Source organism: Natrinema salifodinae (genome assembly GCF_900110455.1).
GTDB classification, from domain to species: domain Archaea; phylum Halobacteriota; class Halobacteria; order Halobacteriales; family Natrialbaceae; genus Natrinema; species Natrinema salifodinae.
On record NZ_FOIS01000002.1, the window covers coordinates 65,510 to 86,827 of the forward strand.

The window sequence follows — 21,318 nt, forward strand, 5'->3', positions numbered from 1 at the left end:
TACCAACGACGTGCTATCGTCTTCACTACCCTACGGGAATTCGTGTCCCGCCGTCCGGGTCCGGACCGATAATAACTCAGTTCGGTATATCGCCAGTTCTTGTTAACAGTCCCTGATTCCGAATCTGTTAGTTAATAATACACCGTTTTGGGATAATAACCCTTATACCCGGGAGGGACTAGCCCCGGATATGAACTTGACACGACGCGCGCTGGTGAAAGGTGGCGCCGGCGCAGTCGCCGCCGGTACTCTCGCCGGCTGTCTCGACGACGTCGGGACCGCCAACGCGGAGCTCGACGCCGGCTACGCTGCGTTCTTCACCCTCCGGGACTGGACCCAACAGGTGAGCGGGGACGCGATCGATTTCGAGGATCCAGTCGGAACCGGCGAGGCCGGTCACGGCTGGCAGCCGAGCGGGGACCTCACGCGAGACATCGCCGACGCGGGCGCCTTCGTCTACCTCGATACGCCCGAGTTCTCGTGGGCTCAGGACGTCGCGGCGACGCTCGAAGCCGACTACGATACCGTGGCTGTGATCGACGGTCTCGCGGATCTGGATGCTGATGACCTCCTCGACTGGGAGCACGAGGTCGACGCCGGTGACCACGATCACGACCACGACGCGGAGAACGAGTCGCACGAGGAACACGATCACGACGATCACGATCACGGCGACGAGGATGGACACGACGACCACGACCACGATCCGTCGTCGATCGATCCGCACGTCTGGCTCGATCCCGTTCTCGCACAGGATATTGTCGATACCATCGCGACCGGCCTGGCCGACGCCGACCCGGACAACGCCGAGACCTACGAGGACAACGCCGACGCGTACATCGAGGAACTCGACGCGCTCGATCAGACGTTCGAGGAGCTGATCGACGCGGCCGACCGACGGGTCGCCGTCTTCGCCGGCCACGACTCGTTTACTTACCTGCAGGAGCGATACGGGTTCGAAATTCACACCCCGACTGGCGTCTCTCCGCAGGAGCAACCGAGCCAGAGCGCCATCTCCGAGACGATCGATCTCATCGACGAGGAAGGGATCGACACGATCCTCTATGGCCCCTTCGAGGCACCCGACGGGGCGTATCCGCAACTCGTCGAAACGATTCTCGACGACAGCCAGGCCACCGACGCGAAGGCGCTGACGCACCTGTCGGGCACCCTCGCCGAGTGGGAGGACGAGGAGTGGGGCTACCGCAAACAAATGGAAGAAATAAACCTCCCCGCGCTTAGAGAGGCAGTAGGCGCACAGTGACCGTCGTCAATCTCCAGAACGTGACGTTCGCCTACGGCGAGCAGCCGGCGGTAGCGGACGTCTCGCTGACGGTCGAGGCGGGCGACTTCCTCGGACTGATCGGCCCCAACGGCTCCGGGAAGACGACACTCCTGCACCTCATGCTCGGCCTGCGCAACCCCGACAGCGGCACGATCGAGCTGTTCGGCGAGCCCGTCGACTCGTTCGACGACGGCGAGCGGATCGGCTACGTCTCCCAGCAGGCGACCAGCCGCGGCGGCTCGATGCCGGTCACAGTCCGCGAAGCCGTCACCATGGGTCGATTCGCCCACGCGGGCCACGGCCGACTGACCGACGAGGACCGCGAGATCGTCGCCGACGCGATCGAGACGGTCGGCATCGCCGACCTCGCGGATCGGCAGGTCAACCAGCTCTCGGGCGGCCAGCGACAGCGGGCCTACATCGCGCGGGCGCTGGCCTCCGAAGCGGACCTGCTGGCGCTCGACGAGCCCACCGTCGGGGTCGACGCCGAGTCCCGCGACGCGTTCTACCAGCTGCTCGAGTCGCTCAACGACGACGGGATCACGATCATCCTGATCGAGCACGACATCGGCGTCGTCACGGATCGGGCTAACCGAATCGCCTGTATCAACACGGAACTGTACCACCACGGCGACACCGAATCGTTCGTCGAGAGCGACGCCCTGACCGAGGCCTACGGCGCGACGGGCCAGGTCGTTCACCACCACCACTGATCCATGAGTCAGAGCACTTCGATTCGTCGGCAGACGGAACGGCTCGGACTCGGCCTGACCGCGATCCTTGCGGTTGCGATGATCGGTCTCTTGATCATCGACGCCTTGCGATCGTACCCCCTCGTCGGCGGCATCTACGACCAGGCCAGGATCGCGAGCTGGTGGCTGGACCACTACCTCGGGACGAACGTCTTCTATCACCCGTTCATGTGGCGGTCGATCGCGACCGGCGTGCTGATCGGCGTCGTCGCGCCGCTGGTCGGCACCTATCTGGTCCACCGCGAGATGGCGCTGATCGGCGAGACGCTGGCTCACACGGCCTTCGCCGGGGTCGCGATCGGCCTGCTCGTGAGCGCGACGACCGGCTGGAGCGGCTCGCTGATGCTCGTCGCGCTGGTCGTCGGCATCCTCGGCGCGCTCGGCGTCCAGTGGCTGGCCGAGCGGACCGACACCTACGGCGACGTGCCAATCGCGATCATGCTGACCGGCAGCTTCGCCGTCGGGACGCTCATCATCAGCTACGGCCGCGGCATGACCGGGATCAGCGTCGAGGACTACCTCTTCGGGAGCATCTCCGTCGTCACGCCGTCGGGGGCGCGACTGATGGCGGTCCTCAGCGTCGTCGTCGTCGCCGTCGTCGTCGCGACCTACAAACAGTTGCTCTTTATCACCTTCGACGAGCAGGCCGCCCGGGTCGCGCGGCTCAACGTGACCTGGTACAACACCCTGCTGATCGTGATGACGGCCGTGGTCGTCGTCGGCGCGATGCAGATCCTCGGCGTGATCCTCGTCGCCGCAATGCTGGTCGTCCCCGTCGCGGCCGCGACCCAGATCGCCCGCAGTTTCCGCGAGACGCTCGTCTGTTCGATCCTCTTCGGCCAGGTGGCGATCCTCGGGGGCTTCGCGCTCTCGATCTCCCAGGGGCTTCCGACGGGCGGCTCAATCGTCGTCGTCGCCATCGCCTGTTACCTGCTCGCGATTCTGGTGTCGGGCCGCTCGACGGCGGCGATCTCGACGCACTGATCGCCCCGTCACGCCCTTCTCTATCGCCGTTAGTTCGCGCCGGAGCCGCCGCTGACGCTTCGGACGAACTGGAGGATCACGCCGAGGCCGGAACAGGCGATACCGACCGGGACGAGCGCGAGTCCGAGACCGAGGGCGTATTCGCTGCCCCACAGCACGGGGCGACCGACGAGCGCTCCGAACAGCCGAACGAGCAGGACGGGACCGACGAGCAAGACGACGGCCAGGCCGCCGGCGAGCGCGCCGGCCATGAGCAGCCGTCGCGGTCGACCGGTCGGGGCCCACAGCCGCGTGACGAGAGCGAGCAGCCCCGCCTCCGCGAGTGCGAGCGATCCGGCGACACCGTACAGCAGCACGAAGATCCCGGTGAGCCCGGCCGCGAACCCGTCTCCGGGCGGCTCTTCGGGAATCGTCGTGAAGAGGAACGCCGCGGACAGGAGCCCGATGGCTCCCAGCAGTGCGGTACCGGCGGCGACGTGACGAGGACGCAGGCGAAACATGTCGATCTCATTTACGTACAAACACGACGTCGATAAAAGTTACCGACACCGGTTCTCGCCGTTCGGCGATCGAGATCCGACGGTTCCGGCTGCCGTCGGGCGAATTTCGATTCCCCGACGGCGGGAACACGCTACACGTTTAACTCGCTACTCGAATATCGTTCCTACGATGGGACGGTTAGCCGAACTCTTCGATCCCGAGACCGTCGCGGTGGTCGGCGCGACCGACCGCGAGGGCGCCGTCGGCCGGGCGATCGTCGAGAACTTACAGGACGAGTTCGCCGGCGAGATCGTACCGATCAACCCCTCGCGCGACGAGGTCCTCGGGCTCGAGTGTTACTCGGACGCGAAGAGCGCACCGCCGATCGACCTGGCGGTCGTCGTCGTACCGCCTGGCGTCGTCATCGACTCCGTTCGCGAGCTCGCCGAGACGGGCACCGAGCACGTCGTCGTCATCACCGCCGGCTTCGCCGAGACCGGCGGCGAGGGCGCCGAGCGCGAGCGCCGGCTCCGTGAAATCGCCGCGGAGTACGACCTCGACGTCGTCGGGCCGAACAGCTTAGGCGTCATGTCCACGCCGAACGGGATGAACGCCACGTTCGGCCCCGAGAGCGCGCTCGAGGGCTCGATCTCGTTTATGAGCCAGTCGGGCGCGTTCATCACCGCCGTCCTCGACTGGGCCAACGACCAGGGGATCGGCTTCCAGGACGTCGTCTCGCTGGGGAACAAGACCGTCGTCGACGAGACGGACTTCGTCCGCGAGTGGGGCGACGACCCGGACACCGACGTCATCATCGGCTACTTAGAGGACATCGACGACGGCCAGGCGTTCCTCGAGACCGCCCGCGAGGTGACCGGCGACACGCCGATCGTGCTCGTCAAGTCCGGCCGGACGGACGCCGGCGCGCAGGCCGCTTCTTCCCACACCGGCGCGATTGCCGGCAGCGAGCGGGCATACGAGGCGGGGCTCGAGCAGGCCGGCGTCCTGCGGGCCCAGTCGGTCCAGGAACTGTTCGACTACGCGCGGGCCCTCGCCGGGCTGCCCGAGCCCGAGTCCGACGGCGTCGCCGTCGTGACGAACGCGGGCGGTCCCGGCGTGCTCACCACCGACGCCGTCGGCGACTCGACGCTCGAGATGGCCGACTTCGCCGACGAGACGATCGACGAACTCGCCGAGGCGATGCCCGACGAGGCCAACGTCTACAACCCGATCGACGCGATCGGGGACGCCGACGTCGAGCGGTTCGGCGAGGCCTTGGAGATCGCACTGGCGGACCCCAACGTCGGCAGTGCGGTCGTCGTCGCCGCGCCGACCGCGGTCCTGTCCTACGACGACCTGGCCGAGACGGTCATCAAGAAGCTCGAGACTCACGACACGCCCGTCGTCACGTGCCTGATGGGCGGCGAGCGGGCCCGCCAGGCGGAGGAGACGCTGCGGGAGTCGGGGATTCCCAACTACTTCGACCCCTCGCGAGCGGTCTCGGGGCTCGACGCGCTCGCTCGCTACCGCGATATCCGTGAGCGGACGGTCGACGAGCCCGAAACGTTCGACGTCGACCGCGAGCGCGCCCGCGAGATTCTGCAGCGGGCCGCCAGGCGGGACGACAACCGGCTCGGCGTCGAGTCGATGGACTTGCTCGAGGCCTACGGGGTCCCGACGCCGGACGGCGAGATCGTCGACGACCCCGACCGCGCCCGCGAGGTCGCCGAATCGATCGAGGGCGACGTCGTCATGAAGATCGTCAGCCCCGACATCACCCACAAGTCGGACATCGGCGGCGTCAAGGTCGGCGTCTCCGACGACGACGTCTACGACGCCTACGAGGACGTCGTCTCTCGGGCGCGCAACTACCAGCCCGACGCGACGATCATCGGCGTGCAGATCCAGGAGATGCTCGACCTCGACGCCGGGACCGAGACCATCGTCGGGATGAACCGTGACCCGCAGTTCGGCCCGCTGTTGCTGTTCGGACTCGGCGGGATCTTCGTCGAGATCCTGGAGGACACGTCGGTCCGCGTGGCCCCGATCGGCGAGGACGAGGTCCGCGACATGATCGACGAGATCCGGGCCGCGCCGCTGTTGCGCGGCGCCCGCGGTCGCGAGCCGGCCGACGTCGACGCTGTCGTCGAAACCGTCCAGCGGCTCTCACAGCTGGTAACCGACTTCCCGTCGATCCTCGAACTCGACGTCAACCCGCTCGTGGCGGGCCCCGACGGCGCACAGGCGATCGACCTGCGACTCACGGTCGATACGGACGAACTCGACACCGAAACGGACACGGAGTGACCATGACTGACACTGACACCGATCCGGACATCGAATCCACGGACAGCGAGCCCGACACTGAGACCGGCACCGACGCCGGAGCCGACACCGAAACCGGCGCTGCGACCGCCGAACCGACCGCCGCTACCGACGGCGACGCCGACACGCTGCTCGTCGCCTCGCTCGCGGAGAGCACCGGCAAAACGGCGATCACGCTGGCGCTTGCCCGCCTGGCGGAAGCCGAGGGCGAGACCGTCGGCTACATGAAACCGAAGGGGACCAGGCTGCAGAGTAACGTCGGGAAGACCTTGGACGAGGACCCGATGCTGGCCCGCGAGCTGCTCGACCTCGACGCCGAGATGCACGACCTCGAACCCGTGGTCTACTCGCCGACGTTCATCGACCAGGCGATCCGCGGCCGCGAGGACCCGGCCGAGCTCCGCGAGCGCATTCAGGAGGCGTTCGGGACGCTCGCGGCCGACCGCGACCGCATGTTCGTCGAGGGCGGCGGCCGGTACGACGTCGGCGGCATCGTCGACCTCACGGACGCCGACGTCGCGGCGTTGCTGGACGCGCGCGTCCTCCTGGTCGCGCCCTACGAAATTCCCGGGGACGTCGACGACGTGCTCGCCGCCGCCGAGACGTTCGGCGACCGGCTCGCCGGCGTCGTCTTCAACGACGTTCCCGACGCGGCCTACGACGCGCTCGAGACGGACGTGGTCCCGTTCCTCGAAGGCCGGGGAATTCCGGTCTACGGCGTGCTTCCCAGCGAGCGAGAGCTGTCGGGCGTGACCGTTGCGGATCTGGCGGACGAACTCGGCGCCTCGATGCTCGTCGAGGAGGGGCAAGACGTCTACGTCGAGCGCTTCGCGGTCGGCGCGATGGGGCCCGACAGCGCCCTGCGGCACTTCCGCCGGACGAAAGACGCCGCCGTCATCACAGGCGGCGACCGCGCCGAGATCCACACCGCCGCGCTCGAGGCCCCCGGCGTCCGCTGTCTCATCCTCACCGGCGGCCACCGCCCCTCCGGCGCGATCGTCGGCCAGGCGAGCGAGAAGGGCGTCCCGATCCTGGCGGTCCAGACGGATACGCTCACGACCGTCGAGCGCGCCGAGGACGTCGTCCGCAGCGGCCGGACGCGGGACGCCGAGACCGTCGACCGGATGGAAGCGCTGCTCACCGATCACGCGGCGGTCGACGCGATCCTGGGCGACGACTGAGAACTAAGGCCGTCGTTCGACCGTCCGCGCTCGAATCCTTCGGCCCCGGGACCCCCTCACGTTCGGTTCCGTGACTGTCACGTCTGACCAAGAATTAAGAGTCCGCCACGCATGGGGCCAGACATGGACGACGCACCTCAAGAAATCACGTCTCTCGTCGGCCGCGAGGTTTACTCGAACAACGGCGTCTTCGTGGGTGAAGTCGAGGATCTCCGACTGAACGTCGACGGCCAGGCCGTCACCGGACTCGCGCTCGCGAATTTGAACGACGAACTGTTCAAAGACGAGGCTCGCAGCGGGCAGGGTATCATCGTGCCCTACCGCTGGGTCCGGTCGGTCGGCGACATCATCCTGATCAACGACGTGGTCGAACGCGTTCGCGACCCCGACGAGGAAGAAGACGAACTGCTGGCCTGAGTCGGCCTTTTTTGCCGTTTCAGCTGCCGTTCGAGCCTTCGCTGCTTCCTTCGACACCCATCGCGTCGAACAGCGTCCGCTTGACCGCTTCCTCGGTCAGATCGAGCAGCGTGTCGCGCGTGTCCTCCGAAATCTCGATGCCGGTGAAGATGCCCAGCGGAATCTCCGCGCTGGCCTGGGTGGAGTGACCGGCCGTCTCGCCGATATCGCCGTAGGCATCGTCGAGGACCTTCCCGATGTTGATACGGATGTCCTTCGAGCGGCCCGCGAGGAAGATCGTCTCGTCGGCGATGCCAAACACCGCCGTCGTCGTGACGCCCTCTAAGTTCAGGAGGTGGCTGGCGGCCTGGGTCAGCGCCTCGCGGTCGCGGACGAAGCCGGCGTTGGAGACCAGATGACTCCCCTGGACGTCGCGGTTCGTGATCGCCTCCGCGAGCACGTCCAGCGTCTCGGGGGACATCGACGGCGACTCCACCTGCTCTAAGGTGTCGTGGTTCGCGAACGGGTAGAGGTAGGCGGCCGCGGTCAGGTCGGCGGGGGTAGTGTCGCGTTTGAAATCCAGGGTCTCCGCGCGGATGCCGTAGAGCAGGGCGGTGGCGACCTCCTCGGAGACGTTCATGTCGAACTCCTGTATATACTTCGTCATGATCGTCGACGTCGAGGACATGTTCGGCCGGATGTCGACGAACTCGGGTTCGAACTCCGTCTCCGTCTCGTTGTGGTCGATGACGATGTCGACGGGGAGCTCCATCTCGGTCGACGTCGCGTGATCGACCAGGGCGACGGTGTCGTAGATCGAGTGATCTTCGATCTCGTCCCACTGGACCAGATCGATGCCCAGCAGGTTGACGAACGCGCGATTCTCCTGGTGGCCGACGTCGCCCAGATAGATGATGTCCGACTCTATCTCGAGGTGGTCGGCGATCGCCTGCAGAGCCGCCGCGCTGGCGATCGAGTCCGGATCCGGGCTGTCCTGCGTGATGATCGCCAGGCGGGTCGACGTCTCCTCGACGATCTCGGCGAGCTTGCCCGCGTTGTATTCGAGTTCGCCGGACTCGAGCGCGCGCAGGGCGGACTCGGCGATCACCGAGGAGGGGTTGATGACGATGTCGGCCCCGAGCTCGGAGAGTTCGTCGCCCGAGACGGGGTCGCTCGCGCGGGCGACGACGAACTGGTTGTCCGAGACCGCGCGGATGTGTTCGACCGCGCGCTTGTTCGATTCGACGTCGGAGGCAAGGATGAGCACGACGTCGCGGTCGGCGACCAGGTCCGCGGCCTTGGGCTCGCGGATGTCGGCCTGGCGGGCGTCCAAGTCCTGATCACGGAGCGATTCGACGCGGCTCTCGTCGCGGTCGACGATGCGGACGTCTTTGCCCTGCTCGACGAGCTCTTCCGCTACCGCGTACCCCACACTCCCACACCCTAAGATAGCGTAGTCAGAGATCGACGAGATGGTAACCCCCGTACTCATATGCCCGAGTGGTCGGACCGGTCGCACTTAACGGTCCCGAAGATCCGTACGTCCTGAAGTTTCGTCCCGGACGCGTCGAAGTTCAAGAGCGTCGTTATGCGGGTGGATCACTGGCACAGCGCCCGCCAAGGGAAATATATTTTAACGACCGAGCGAAAGTCAGATGCACAGGGCCGGTAGCTCAGTCCGGCAGAGCGTCTGACTCTTAATCAGACGGTCGCGTGTTCAAATCGCGCCCGGCCCGCTTTCTGCGCTCGCGTTTTGGAGTACGGACTAATCGCAAGCAGGCGTAGGGTTGAGCCTGCGCTGACCGGCTTTCTGCGAAGCGTTTCGCAACGTCGGGTTGCTCGGGTCAGGGTCGTCTTGCGATTCGGTGGATTATGTGTTAAAACTGTGGGCATTGTCACACGATCGCGCGCGCGCCGTCCTGGATTGCGGGTACGTCACCGCGTATCTGCGGGTCCTGCGACTCACTCGCAGTTCGGCTCGGGAGACGGGGGGTGTCCGCAATTCTTCTTCCATATCGCTACTTGGATTGCCTGCAGCGCCCGCGAGTAACCCGGCGAAACGGTCGTGCTGTCAGCGAACCCACCCCGCTGTCAATTCGCGCCGTGTTTCCCGGGCAAGGGTCGATGACCGTCGTCCCGTCACGTCACCTGCTCGCCCGCACAACAAAGTGTTTAGATGCGGCGAAGCGAAATGGGTATGACTTCTGTCCGCATCGTCGTCGGGCCCAGACAACTCTTGATCCTGCTGTTCGGGATCGGATACTAGTCGGAATCGCTGGTCTCGTCTGGTTCTGATTCTATATCCCGATCGCTCTCGGTTGCGAGTGCAGCGCTGGCAAACGCGAGATTGCGGCGAGTCGTCTGCCACTCGCGGACCGTCTCAGAATCAATGTCCTCGCTGGTGAGCAACTCCGGTGATTCGGCATCGTATTCGGTTTGGAGGTCCCTGATGCGGTCACGCATCTCCGAGACCCGCGTGCCCAACTCATCAGCTGAAACGTGATCTCGTATATCGGATGCTTGTTCGGTGACAAGTGACTCTGGCGAGCGCCGGTAGGTTGTTCCGCCGTTCTCGCTAATCACGGTCATGACGAATCCTCCCTCATCGAGGTCGTTGAGGTGTTTCCGGGCTGTCTTCGGTGATGTGCCTGCAGCATCGGCAACAGCATCGGCGGAGACCGGGATGTAGGCGCGCCCGATGATTTCGCGGACGCGCTCATAGGACGTGGTTTCGGCTTCCCATTCTGCACTGACTGCCTCGTTGACATCGTCGAACTCACCGGGGTCTCGGTCCTTGGCCATGTGAGCTTAGTACTGACAACGTTGGAATAATTCAAAAGCGCACCCCGCACACCATACCGTCACGTGGTGTGCATTATTCATCGTCAGTCTCGACGTCATCGGGCCACGGTTCCTTCCCGTCCTCGTCCTCGCCGTATCCTCCGATGACCGTATCCTCGTCTGCGTACGGTTCGTTCGGCCATCCACCCTCAATGTCATCGGGCCACGGTTCCCTCCCGCTGTCCTCGTCATCGTCGATCATGTGCAATTATGCACTAGTATGACTCAAAAGAGTACCGTGCACACCACTCACGGTCGGTGGGGTGTGTGATCACTCGTCCCCCGCATCTTGCCGGATCGTTAGCGCCGTTAGAGTCGAAGAACCTCGCGGTCGTATTGAGTACCATGAGCGGCAGTCCTCGTCCTGATGGATTCGAACCGAGAGATGTCGGGAATACCACCAACCCGACAAACCGCTACTCCAGGGATTATAAACTATACTTGCAATACTACCGAAGGCAGCCTACCCTACGATTCTCGCCAAGGTATATGGAGTTCAGTAGCAATCGTTCCGTGCCTTCAGCCATTCACGAAGTGTTCGCTCCGCCTTGCTATGCGGGGGCAAACTAACATCGAGACTTAGCCGCCGTTCTGATTGAGATGACGCGTAGATGCAGGCCTCAGGTGTGATATGCTCGTGATTCTCTTGCCAGATCTTGATTCCTAAATCGGATGCTTGACCAAAGAGCTGGGTAATCTCGGGTCTTACGCCACTGCTGATTTCTTGTTGAATCTCACCTAAGATACACGCAAACAGGTCATGCTGTGGTAACGGAATCACAACTGACGGATACCACTCTAAAACCTCAGGATCAAATGAGATCAGTAATTCGTCGTCTTCTGTATAGAGCGCTTGAACCGTATCCTCGGGAGAATTTGTCGGAATTGGTGGATTGGCTGCATCTGGAATCGTCATGCGGTATAACTTCTTGTAAGGCGCATCTTCGTCCTCAGTGAGGCGTCGTTCCAGCATTTCGAAACGCCAGCCCTGATCTCTCAGGACTTGGCTTTGGGTGAAGAGTCGTTTCACGACGTCTGGCTCAACCATCGGTTCGAACCGCCTGTCGGGATAGCCGATGGAGGAAATGTCGGGATGAGCTTCCGTCCAGCCATCTAATCGTGCCGACTCGATGATTTCCTCCTCAGTGGCCCCCAGACTTTCTTCGGAAAGGCCGACCCGTTTGGATAGTTCTGCGGCTTCAGCCGCTCGGCTTTTGGCGGAGCTGGCGATCGCTTCACTATCTTGCTCCGATTCGCCCATCGCTACTCTCTCCACGTCGCTTTCCAGCCCCTCCAAAATGGGACGAAGGGGACCGACTGCTTGCTCGAACAGGTTAATTCGCTCACGAAGTCTGTCGTAAATGTCTTCCTCGACGGTGTCGTCGTAAACGTAATTCCAGATGAGAACCTCGTCGTTTACCTGTCCGATTCGGTCGATCCGACCGATTCGTTGTTCGACGCGCATTGGATTCCACGGCAAATCATAGTTTACTAGAGCATCACAACTCTGCAAATTAAGGCCCTCGCTTGCAGAATCAGTACATACTAAAACTGATATGTTTCCATCGGAGTCGGTGAACTCACGCTTTACCCGTTCCTTGCTGGTATTGGTCCACTCACCTGTATCCGAGTCGTAGATCTCGCCCCCACGACCAGAGTACGTCCCGACATCGGGATGGCTGAGACAGACTTTATTCTTGATCGCATCGAGTGTGTCCGTGTACTGGGTAAAGATGATGACTGTATCCCGGGCACGGGCGCTGAGTTCGTGGAGGTCCTGGATGAGCTGTTCGAGTTTCGGGTCTTCCGGGACGTCGTACAATTGTGCGATGAAATCCTCTAACTCGCTCAGCTCATACTCTCGAATCCGTTCGCCTGCGTCACCTGTAGCTCCGATCTCGTCCACTGAAACACCGTATTCCCGCTGCAGGACTTCTTCCCGATCGGCTAGGGCACCGGTTCGAAGGTCACTGTCAGAAACGTCCGAAATGTCCCGAAGCTCTGATCGAAGGTTTTCACGCCGGCGCTTGAGTGATTGCTCGATCGCATGCAGACTGCTGGTCAGCCGCTGCCGATACGTCGTCATCACGAAGCCGACCGCGGTCTTCTCTTTGCCTTCCAGGATTTGCTTGGAACGGTTGTAGACGTCGCTGATATAGGTCTCGACGCGGTCGTACAGCGGCTCTGCGTCCCCAAGTTCAACTTCTCGTACTTCGATGTCTCGGCGAGGGACAGTCTGATCAAGTCGGCCAGTCTCCGCGAATTTTCGGAGTGTCTCCCGCGTGTTTCGGAAGACCCGTGACTGAACGGGCGTCGTTTCAGTACCGAGGTCGAGCAGGAACTGAAGGCTCTCACCAGACAGTTGCGAGAATCGGTCCTCCCAATCGCGGGCACCGATTCGACCGATACCGAGGACGCGCTTGAGTCGTCGGCGTTCGCTAAGCGACAACCCGGTATCGTCGATGGCTTCTTCCACCCGCTGGGCGACGTCGTCGTGCGTCTGGACGAACGATTGAATCAACCCCGCCCACGTACGCAGAGTGAGCATCCCCTCGTAGGGCTCGACGTGCCACTTTGAGGAGAGGTCGGGGAGGAGTTCTTCTACGGTTTTGGAACGAACACCGCTGATTTCGTCCAGGAGTTCGGGGAGCTCCTGTTGAACATCGAAGTAGGTGTCAAAGTCCTCACGGTTGTTCCACCCCTCTGGCAGGTCACAGAGACGGAGGAGATCGAACAGCTCCGTGATTTCGAGCTGCATCGGCGTGGCTGTCAAAACGTACATGCACGTCGTGTCTTTCTTGAGTTCGGTGAGGAGGTCGTAGAGGTTCGTGCCATCACGCCCGTGGTGTGCTTCGTCTACGAGCGTCAGATCCCACTCGAAGTCATTCTCCTTGTCCCGCACCACTGATGCTGTCCCTTCCTGTCTGTGAACTGTCGGAGAGAACAGCTCCTTGTTTCCCTCTCTACGAGCCGTGTGCCAGGAGGCGAGCACCACTGTTGGACCATCTCGCTCTGAGACGAATTCACCGATGTGAGATTCATCCCACGGATCAGCTGGCTCGTACTCTGAAAGTGAGTGAACGCGTCCATACGCGTCCCGCAGGATGTGCTGCCCGCCACTGTAATCGTACGAGTAGGAGTTGATGTTGAACTTCTCTAGGAGTTCCTCTTGCCACTGCGGCTGGACTGTCGCGGGCACGAGGAGCAACGCGTCGCTCACTTCACCGATCGACAGTAATCGGGAGAGTGTGAGTCCGGCTTCGATGGTTTTCCCAAGACCGACTTCGTCACAGAAGAGGAGACTCTCCGGGTAGATGCTTGCGGCCGTGTCAGCAGCGACGCGCTGGTGTGGCCACGGGGAGATCGAGCTAATGTCCTCGGCCATGTGTAACGCGCCGGGAAGACGCTCTCTGTCAGAGACGATCTGAGCAACTGCTGCCTCCGATGCCTGCGGCTCTTTCGTCTTTTGTAGCCGTTCGACATGCATCTGGACTTCCTCGTCGGATTCGGGTTGCCAGTCGAGGATGTCCTCCTCGATCGCCTCGTCGATATCCGTGACGACGACGTCTTCGTGTTCTTCGTTCCAGAGACGTTCGAACGTCTCGACGTCCTTCTGGATGTAATCTGCCTCGACGTCGTTCCAGGATCGATGGACTTTGAACCGCTCGTAATTGCGGTACCACGCGTTGTACGTTTCGTTGATGCTCCCCTCGAAGGAGATTTGATTCCCATCGGAATCAGATGCGATCCCGAGCTTCGGGTGGAAGATACCTGCGTCGGTACTGTTCCGGGGCTCACCGATCTTCAGCTGGAGCCGACCCTCGTCCATCATCTGTGCGATGAGGGCGAGGCGAGATTCACCTTCCTCGGAGAGGGGGGCATCCGTCAGAACTGGCTTGTTCTCCTGCCCGAGTTTCTTCGAGGCGATGATCCTGATCTCCCCTTTCGTCTCGAACGCAGATTCGATCCCCTGCAGTGCGTCGGCGAGATTCTGGAGGCTCAGGTATCCTGCAAGGCGGTCATACTGTACCGCTTCCGAGAGCATCGGCTGGTAGAACACAGCAACTAGGGTCTCCTTGCCCCGGAAGTTACTCTCGTACACGCGTTCCCAGCAATGATCTCGGAAGGACATGGTTGAGTGGAGGATTAGAAGTCTTGCAGAGTGGTTCGAGTCTGTTCGCTATTGGACTCTCTGCTCAGGAAGTCCGTATCGATGTCCAAGAGCTGTCCAGTCTCACCGGATGCCAAATTGACGAGCGGGTCGTAGTCCGGATGGTCCTGTGGGATGACTTGGAGCAAGCTTTTCACGGTTTTTGTGAACCAAGAGGAGTTCTGCAGATCGCGTTCCTTCAGCCAGTTCCAGGTAAAGTCACCACCTTTGGTTTCGAGCACGTTCAGAGCCGCATGTACAGCATCAACATTGTAATCGAACGATGTGTCTTGCGGATTCACCGGGTAAGCACGTTCTCGACGTTTTTCACCGGCTTCAAGCGCCGTGTAATCTCGAACTCGGTAATCTTGACCACGAAGTACGAGTGTATCCTTGCTTTTGCTCCAAATTTTGGTTTTATTCTTAATGTCGTCTATTCGAACACCGATTCCTAATCCTAATTGGCGTGCTTCATCATATGGGATGTTTTCGTCTTCGTATACCAACCACGAGAGAATGTACCATGTAGAGAGAGCATCGACTGTTTGTAGGTCACCAGATAACTCTCGTTCTATCAGGACTTCAGTGACTGCCGCTCTTGCCTCGGTGAGAGCTTGTTTCGGTCGGACCTCATTATCTTTATCGTCAACGACCGGGAATTCTTGAGTAAAGACACGTAGCGTTGGTCCGAATGCACTAATGATCATATCTGTCTTAGTCAGATTATGGTCGGATTCAAGGAGTTCTGCAGCCTTTTCCCGGGCTACTTCACGTGTTCTATCTTTAATATCACGCCAAAGAGTAGGGTTTCTATCGGAAGGTTCTCTTTTGGGCTTTCGACAAGTCAATAGTAAGGTACTATCTGCTGATGCGTTCTCTTGCACTCCGACTCGATAAGGGACTTCACTCGTGATAGTATGGGTTGCTGAAATAATAAATCCAGATTGAATAATCGACATGGTAAGAGAATCCCATGCTTCAATCTCCTTGTCAGTAAAGTAGATCGTCAGAGTCCCGCCTTGTTCCAGTACTCTATATGCCTCAGAGAAGACCTCACCCATTTTCTCTTCGTAGCGCTCTCTGGCAACCTCCGATGTAGATTCATCTTCGTCAGGATTGACGATTATCGGATTCTCAACTGCTTCATCTTGCTTATTTGTTTCTTGATCAGCGAAGGTCTCTGAGAATACATCTCCGAGATATTCACGGAACCAAACGTAAAACGCATCAGAGATCTCAGCATACATGACGTTATCCCCATAAGGAGGATCAATTACAACACTCTGAATGGAGCCATCATCGCAAGGGAGATTAGCGGCATCACCCTGATACACGGTAGCCGGTTCCTCTACATGGGAGACGTACTGGACGACCTCCTCATAACTTTCTAAAACGTTCTTGCTTTCTGACTCATAGCTGTAGGTGCCGACTGTCAAGTTACTCTCACCAAAGTGCCATTGGAAAGAGAAATTATTATTCCCAAGCATATTATCAGGAGATCCTCGACGTGGTGTAATTGGGTTAAGTCTCGAACTTCTCCTGATCAGCTTTACAGAAATGAACGAAAGGAGTATCAGAATTAGATTTGCTTTCTCCTCCTCATATTGTGATTGAATTTCAGGCTTTACTTGTTCGAAAGCCTCTAGGTATGTCGCGTGGGCGAGGAGTTGTCGAGGACTATACACATCCCTCCATTGTTCAATACCGTATGGTACAGCACGGTCGTAATACCCTTCGTACCGATCAGTAGAGAGAATAGTCGATAGTCTTAGGTTTGATGAGACTTTCTCGTTAGCCTTTTCGATAGCTTTGACATCTTCTTCTGTAGGTGGGTAATATCTTTTACCACCAATATCATCTTCATATCTTACCCCACAAACCTCAAATTCGAAATCACCATTTTTGAATATCTTAACTAAGTCTGATCTTTCAGTCACTACACCACAATGGGGACATTCTGCATCTCCCCCACTTACTGTTCCCTGATTTGGATCATATCCTTCTCTCGTCTCAGCCTCCTCTGGATCAATTATATCGAAGTTGAGTTCACCATCTTCGACTTTGGGGTAGACGGCGGCGTTCCTTCGTCGATTGAAATACCAACGGTTTGAAATTGGTAGAGGATCACCGCAAGAAGGGCAGGTGATACTGTATGCACGGAAGTAGTGGCTTGGAGAAACCCCATTTCGATCGGGGAAGAAATCGTCTAATTCTTCAGAAGTATACTCCTCAATCGATGACACCCAAGTTTGGATGTCCTCTTCAATTGACCCGACGATCGGTGCATACTCCAAGATGACTTTGTTCAAAAGCCAAGCAACAGGATTCAGCTCATTAGAAATGGTTGGAAGACCATATCTTAATGATTCTAAGGGGATTGTTCCTCCTCCAGCAGTAGGATCCAATACTGTCGGTAATTCTCCATCCCAGTGTTCCTCAATCTGTTGATGGAGATCTTGGAATTTCGATTCGGGAGGGATCCTTCGATGAGGGTACTCATATCCAAAATGGTCCTCGATTGAACCCTCTCTCTGGTTCTTTGTTGAGAATTTTTCTAAAACATAATCTGAGATGTCTCTGTTTAGATCCTCCTTCGGACCGACGCACATTAGTTGTAAGAGTTTGTCATTATCGACATCATCCGGAAGAATGGATGCTAAGATCGCCAACCTCGTAGCTGCTGTAGGACGCCGAGCGAACCATTTGAAGAGATTACGATGAGGTGACATCGTTTCTGGGTTCGCTTCCTTGAGACACTCGATTCCCACAGTTTTGGTGGGTAACACCGATTCTGCCTTTACTGGTTTGTAATCAATACCATCCGAAAGTCTTGAATCTTGGTTTTCAGTCATGTTTGTTAAATATGTCCTGCAAGGAGTTCGCGTAGTGCTCTTACTCCGTTGGGATTAGTAGGAGAGCGACACTTTGCGTGCCAATAGTAGCATTCCTCAGAACTCATCCGAGCGATACTGTCTACCACGGTTGTGAGCTTCTCGTACTTCTGCAACTCCTTCAGAGCAAGGAAAGCAATTGTGAGCCGAACACCATCACTTTCCGACAGTACTACAGAACCTTCTCCGCGAGTAACTATCGCTGGATCAATACCTGCGTCATCAAGAACTGATTTAATCAGGCGGTGAACCGCCTGCTGATGCTTCTCTCGAAGCGTTGTGACTTTCAGCGCACACCACTCGTCCCAGTTCCAGTTGTTCGGAGTCCGCTCTTTTGGAGAACCGATGTCTGTGAAATCCAATCGACCAACGGAGTCTTCGGTTACGTCCGGAAGTGCTTTCGGAATCGACAGCCGCGAAAGTGTATGGTTACTGTTGGCCCGCCGGAGACGCTTTTGGCGGCCATTGGCGAGATCCTCTGGAATAAACTCATAGAGCGTCAGCCCAGCATCGTCCCCGAGACGCCGAGTCAGGGCGAACGTGGGACGTCCACCATGTATGCTGCTTCCGTATGCGAATGATTCTGCTTCCGATTCGATGCTCATCGAACAACCTCCTCAGTCTCTTCCGTCTTCTCCTTCACCGTCGCGGAGACGACCAATTCAATGTTGTTGATTCCACCGAGACCTTGGAGCGCTTCTTGGAGCACTTCCAGCGTGTTCTCCCGCGAGTTGTCGTCGAAGGAACCGGCATCGATCATGAGCACAGCTTCTCCTTCTGCCTCCCCACCTCGGCTGATAAAGCTCTCCGGAATGTGATTCGTACCGAAGTGGTTGGCAAACTCCTCGGCGGAGCCCTCATAACCGGCCTCGAAGATGCTGGTCGATCCTTCTGCGGATTCGGCGACGTATTCGAACACGACCGTGGTTTCTTCCCCGATCCTATCTAAATCCTTGACCTTGTCGCTGATGAACCACGCCCGCTCCCAGACCTGGTCTCCTTCGAGCTCGATCTCGATCGAGTCGATAAGAACTTCGATGTTGCCGCTGGAGACATCGTGGTTGTCCCGCAGTCGCATCTTCTGCTGGTCGATGTCGTTATTCACCGCGGAGAAGGCTCCCGATATCGCACTCGGAGAGTCAGTTCGTGCAGTGAAGGACAGTTCGGACCACTGAGGGGGTTCGATGATGACGTCATCGTCGTCATCGTCTTCCTCAGTTTCATCTTCGACCTCCGTTTCATCCTCCTCTACCTCGTCCTCGTCGAGAGCCGGGAACGTTAGGTCATGCTCGTCGAGTAACGCTTCGCCGTCGGCGAAGACCACGTGATTGTCGCTGATCAGGACGTCCGACATCGACAGGGCCGTGGACATTTCCTCGGCGTCCACGAGTGGTCGTTCCCCCGTCGCCGTCGATACGGTGTCCTCTTCCGAGCAGTATCCCCTCTCCGCAGTCCCGTCCCAGAACACGTAGCTCGTCGTGTCACTCGTAGTTACGCTCCGGGTGGTTTCCCGGAGGGGCTTGGGATCGAGGAGGATACGGACGTCGGTCCGCTTAGCGACCAATTTCCGGATATCCAGCGTCGTCATCGAGTCCGGATCCGACTGCCAGATCCGATTCGTGAACCACGCCGTACCTAGCGCGCCTTCGTCACGAGTGATGAGTCGATCGAGACTGTCGAGGTTCTCAAAGACGACGTCGTGCAAGTCGTCGTTCTCGTTGACGGAGTCGATGACTTCGTTCTTCAGTCCGCCAGTACCGGGGTAGTAGAGGTGCCGGTACGCTTGGCGAACAGATTCGCCGAGCAGCGCTGACGTCTCCTGTAATCGTTCGTCGAGGTCGTCACGCTGAGCGCTGTTGAGTTCCGTCTTCCAGGCCTGCCCGTTCAGAATCCGTTCCATCGCCTTCACACGGCGTGCGTGGTCCAGTGCACCCTCGATTTCCTGCTCTCCAGCAGCGAGGAAGACGACGTTGTTCCGGTACACGCGCTTCTTCTCGCTCCCTGGAGAGTTGCCAGTCGTCGTAGCGAGAGTCTGAAGCAGCTCCGGGGGTTCGTCCTGGTCATTCGAGATCGTGACTGCACTGAACCCCATCACGCACAGACGAACTGTGTCGTACTCATCCGGCACTTCGTACGGGGCTTGCGGGTCGTAGATCGTGTCGAACTCACCACCCCCGAGCGCGCCACGGATGGTCTGTTCTAGTCTGTTTCGAGCAACGCCGTCCTCAATCTGCTGTGCCTCGTTCGTGATGAGCTTCGAGATCTTGGGCTCGCCCTTGAACCGGAGAAGCCCGTTCTCAGTTTCGTAGAGGAAGAACGCCTCTGTCTCCGGACTACTGCCCGTTTCGCTGAGGTTCTTCAGGGCGTCACGGTAGTGGTCGAGTTCCACACTTGGTTCGAGGACCATCTCCCACAGTTCCCGCCGCGACAGACCGCGCCCCCGGTTGCCGCCGGAGACGATGCTTTTCCAGAGAATCGTTGTTCCGAGGTGGGTAGCGATTGGCGGGTGGCCCATTGGCGTCCAGTTCTCGTCCTCGTACTGGCACGCTGCTTTCCCGTCGCTCGTGTAGACGTCGGACTTCGAAGCCGTTCGGAGGTCTTGCTCAATCTGCCCGAACAAGTCCAGCAACGTGGACCAGACATACTCGTCGGATGGGTGCATGTCGAATGCTCGGACGAAATTCCGATCCGCGTTTGCTTCCTGGTTATTCCAGACGCGGTGTACAGCACGCGAAACGAGCTTGAGTGCTCCTCGCGTCCGCTGGAAGTTCGGCAGCGTGTCGATTTCCTGCGCGAGGAGTTCGATGAGTGTTGGGTGGAACGGATAGGTCCGTTCCATCTGCTCGTGGAACTCGGCCTTCGTCACGCGGTCCGGTAGATCCGCTTCGTAGTTGCGGTAGAACGACTGGAACGCGTCCGCCGCTTGTGCCGCCGCACCTTCGTCTATCGATTTGAAGAGCCGGTGCTTCAGAACCTCAGCTACCTCGTCGTCTTCTGTCGGCGTCACCGATCGCTCGGTCCGCTCCGAAATTGCGTCGAGGTCGCTGATGAGTTCTTGAACTTGCTGCGCCTTGTCTTCAAAGGCAGTCGCGGCGACACTCATCACGACCGTCACGTCATCGGAATTCTGAGTCGCTCGCATGAGCGACCAGAGGAACGAATTCGTCTGGTCCGCAAGTGTGGAGTCCTCGACCGCAATGGCTGCGGCCTGTTCGAGGTACTGTGCCACCTCGTCGATGAGTACGAGTCCGGGCTCATCGAGCAGGTCGAACAGTTCCTCGACATCGGACTCTCCAGGGGCAACCCGATCGGAATCGTAGTCACTAAAAAGCGCATACCCATCAGCGCCAGCGAGCTGGTAAGCCAATTCCCCCCACATGGTCTGCGTGCTGGGGGCAGACGGGTCGTCCTTGTTACACCTTGCGTCCATCGCACTAACGTGTCCGCCTTCGAAGACGGCCGTCTCCACCGAGAAATCATCTCGAATCTCGTCGAAATCGCTTGCGACCTCGTCGTCAATGATGAACTCCGAGAGATCGTCGATTGCTTCCGGGTTTCGGGAGAAGTGATACGCAGCGATTTGTGAGTGGGTCTTTCCGCCTCCAAAAACAGTATCGAGAGACAGAAATCCATCCTCTCCACTGTACTCGTCCTCGACTTTACCAACGTAGCGTTTTGCTAAGAGTGTGAGCAGATCCTGAAGCCCATCCGTCGCGTATGTCTTCGTGAAGAAGGTCTCAGGATCAGCGTAGATTTCAGGTGCGCTGTCTGGATTGAACACCACTCCGGATAGTTTCGCTGCGAACTGGTTCTCCGATAGCGTGCCCTCCAGCACGTCTTCGTGCGGTGTGCACGTATTAAAGAGGGAGGGGACGGAAATCGCCATGTCACCAAGATGTATCCTAAGGTATTGTAATCGTTTGTGTTTGTCGAAGGTCTGCTGATTCACAGAAGAATGGGGTGTTTCGACCACTCGCTCTCATTGACACCGCATTTTTCGGCAAACCAGGCATTGAGACACCGTCAACACAGC

14 protein-coding genes and 1 tRNA gene are annotated in these 21,318 nt (G+C 59.1%); 7 read left to right on the forward strand and 8 right to left on the reverse strand.

Translation table 11 applies throughout. The features are described 5' to 3' along the window. Positions 1 to 190: 190 nt before the first annotated feature. From BMY29_RS05820 to BMY29_RS05830, 3 genes are read left to right on the forward strand one after another with little or no spacing between them, the layout of a single operon-like run. Positions 191 to 1,264, forward strand: a complete 1,074-nt coding sequence (locus BMY29_RS05820) for a metal ABC transporter substrate-binding protein (RefSeq protein ID WP_049990596.1) — start codon at positions 191 to 193, stop codon at positions 1,262 to 1,264. Continuing rightward, complete coding sequence (locus BMY29_RS05825) at positions 1,261 to 1,998, forward strand: metal ABC transporter ATP-binding protein (protein WP_049990597.1); 738 nt, start codon at positions 1,261 to 1,263, stop codon at positions 1,996 to 1,998. The genes BMY29_RS05820 and BMY29_RS05825 overlap by 4 nt, the downstream gene beginning before the upstream one ends. Positions 1,999 to 2,001: 3 nt before the next feature. Then, the gene (locus tag BMY29_RS05830) at positions 2,002 to 3,021 is read left to right on the forward strand and encodes a metal ABC transporter permease (RefSeq protein WP_049990598.1); all 1,020 of its coding nucleotides are present in this window, start codon (positions 2,002 to 2,004) and stop codon (positions 3,019 to 3,021) included. 29 nt (positions 3,022 to 3,050) lie between these two features. On the opposite strand, the gene BMY29_RS05835 is transcribed toward BMY29_RS05830, so the two are convergent. After that, positions 3,051 to 3,521 (reverse strand): hypothetical protein, encoded by a 471-nt coding sequence (locus tag BMY29_RS05835; RefSeq protein ID WP_049990599.1) that lies wholly within the window; start codon positions 3,519 to 3,521, stop codon positions 3,051 to 3,053. A 169-nt stretch (positions 3,522 to 3,690) separates the two neighbouring features. On the opposite strand from BMY29_RS05835, the gene BMY29_RS05840 reads away from it, so the two are divergent. The 3 genes from BMY29_RS05840 (at position 3,691) to BMY29_RS05850 (ending at position 7,424) form a co-directional block, all read left to right on the forward strand. Beyond that, entirely contained in the window at positions 3,691 to 5,808 is a 2,118-nt protein-coding gene (locus BMY29_RS05840) for an acetate--CoA ligase family protein (RefSeq protein WP_049990600.1), read from the forward strand. A gap of 2 nt (positions 5,809 to 5,810) precedes the next feature. Continuing rightward, on the forward strand, positions 5,811 to 7,007 hold the full coding sequence (locus tag BMY29_RS05845) for a phosphotransacetylase family protein (protein WP_049990601.1): 1,197 nt from the start codon (positions 5,811 to 5,813) through the stop codon (positions 7,005 to 7,007). A gap of 123 nt (positions 7,008 to 7,130) precedes the next feature. Beyond that, positions 7,131 to 7,424 (forward strand): PRC-barrel domain-containing protein, encoded by a 294-nt coding sequence (locus BMY29_RS05850; RefSeq protein ID WP_049990602.1) that lies wholly within the window; start codon positions 7,131 to 7,133, stop codon positions 7,422 to 7,424. A gap of 19 nt (positions 7,425 to 7,443) precedes the next feature. Here BMY29_RS05850 and BMY29_RS05855 read toward each other — a convergent pair whose 3' ends face one another. Next, on the reverse strand, positions 7,444 to 8,895 hold the full coding sequence (locus BMY29_RS05855; protein ID WP_049990603.1) for a DHH family phosphoesterase: 1,452 nt from the start codon (positions 8,893 to 8,895) through the stop codon (positions 7,444 to 7,446). 170 nt (positions 8,896 to 9,065) lie between these two features. Here BMY29_RS05855 and BMY29_RS05860 point away from each other — a divergent pair. Then, positions 9,066 to 9,139, forward strand: a tRNA-Lys gene (locus tag BMY29_RS05860). A gap of 526 nt (positions 9,140 to 9,665) precedes the next feature. On the opposite strand, the gene BMY29_RS05865 is transcribed toward BMY29_RS05860, so the two are convergent. The 6 genes from BMY29_RS05865 to BMY29_RS05885 form a co-directional block, all read right to left on the reverse strand. Continuing rightward, positions 9,666 to 10,205, reverse strand: a complete 540-nt coding sequence (locus BMY29_RS05865) for a DUF7342 family protein (RefSeq protein ID WP_049990604.1) — start codon at positions 10,203 to 10,205, stop codon at positions 9,666 to 9,668. A gap of 73 nt (positions 10,206 to 10,278) precedes the next feature. Continuing rightward, the gene (locus BMY29_RS20955) at positions 10,279 to 10,446 is read right to left on the reverse strand and encodes a hypothetical protein (protein ID WP_160290104.1); all 168 of its coding nucleotides are present in this window, start codon (positions 10,444 to 10,446) and stop codon (positions 10,279 to 10,281) included. Between the two features lie 294 nt (positions 10,447 to 10,740). Beyond that, a complete protein-coding gene (locus BMY29_RS05870; protein WP_206539062.1) occupies positions 10,741 to 14,346 on the reverse strand; it encodes a helicase-related protein in 3,606 nt (1,201 codons plus the stop codon). 44 nt (positions 14,347 to 14,390) lie between these two features. After that, positions 14,391 to 17,246 carry a DUF1156 domain-containing protein gene (locus BMY29_RS05875; RefSeq protein ID WP_074854650.1) on the reverse strand — a complete coding sequence of 952 codons (2,856 nt, stop codon included), beginning with the start codon at positions 17,244 to 17,246 and terminating at the stop codon, positions 14,391 to 14,393. Between the two features lie 5 nt (positions 17,247 to 17,251). After that, positions 17,252 to 17,890 carry a DUF7680 family protein gene (locus BMY29_RS05880; protein WP_074854651.1) on the reverse strand — a complete coding sequence of 213 codons (639 nt, stop codon included), beginning with the start codon at positions 17,888 to 17,890 and terminating at the stop codon, positions 17,252 to 17,254. Next, on the reverse strand, positions 17,887 to 21,171 hold the full coding sequence (locus BMY29_RS05885; RefSeq protein ID WP_049990607.1) for an ATP-binding protein: 3,285 nt from the start codon (positions 21,169 to 21,171) through the stop codon (positions 17,887 to 17,889). Before BMY29_RS05885 ends, BMY29_RS05880 begins: the two co-directional genes overlap by 4 nt. Positions 21,172 to 21,318: the final 147 nt, after the last annotated feature.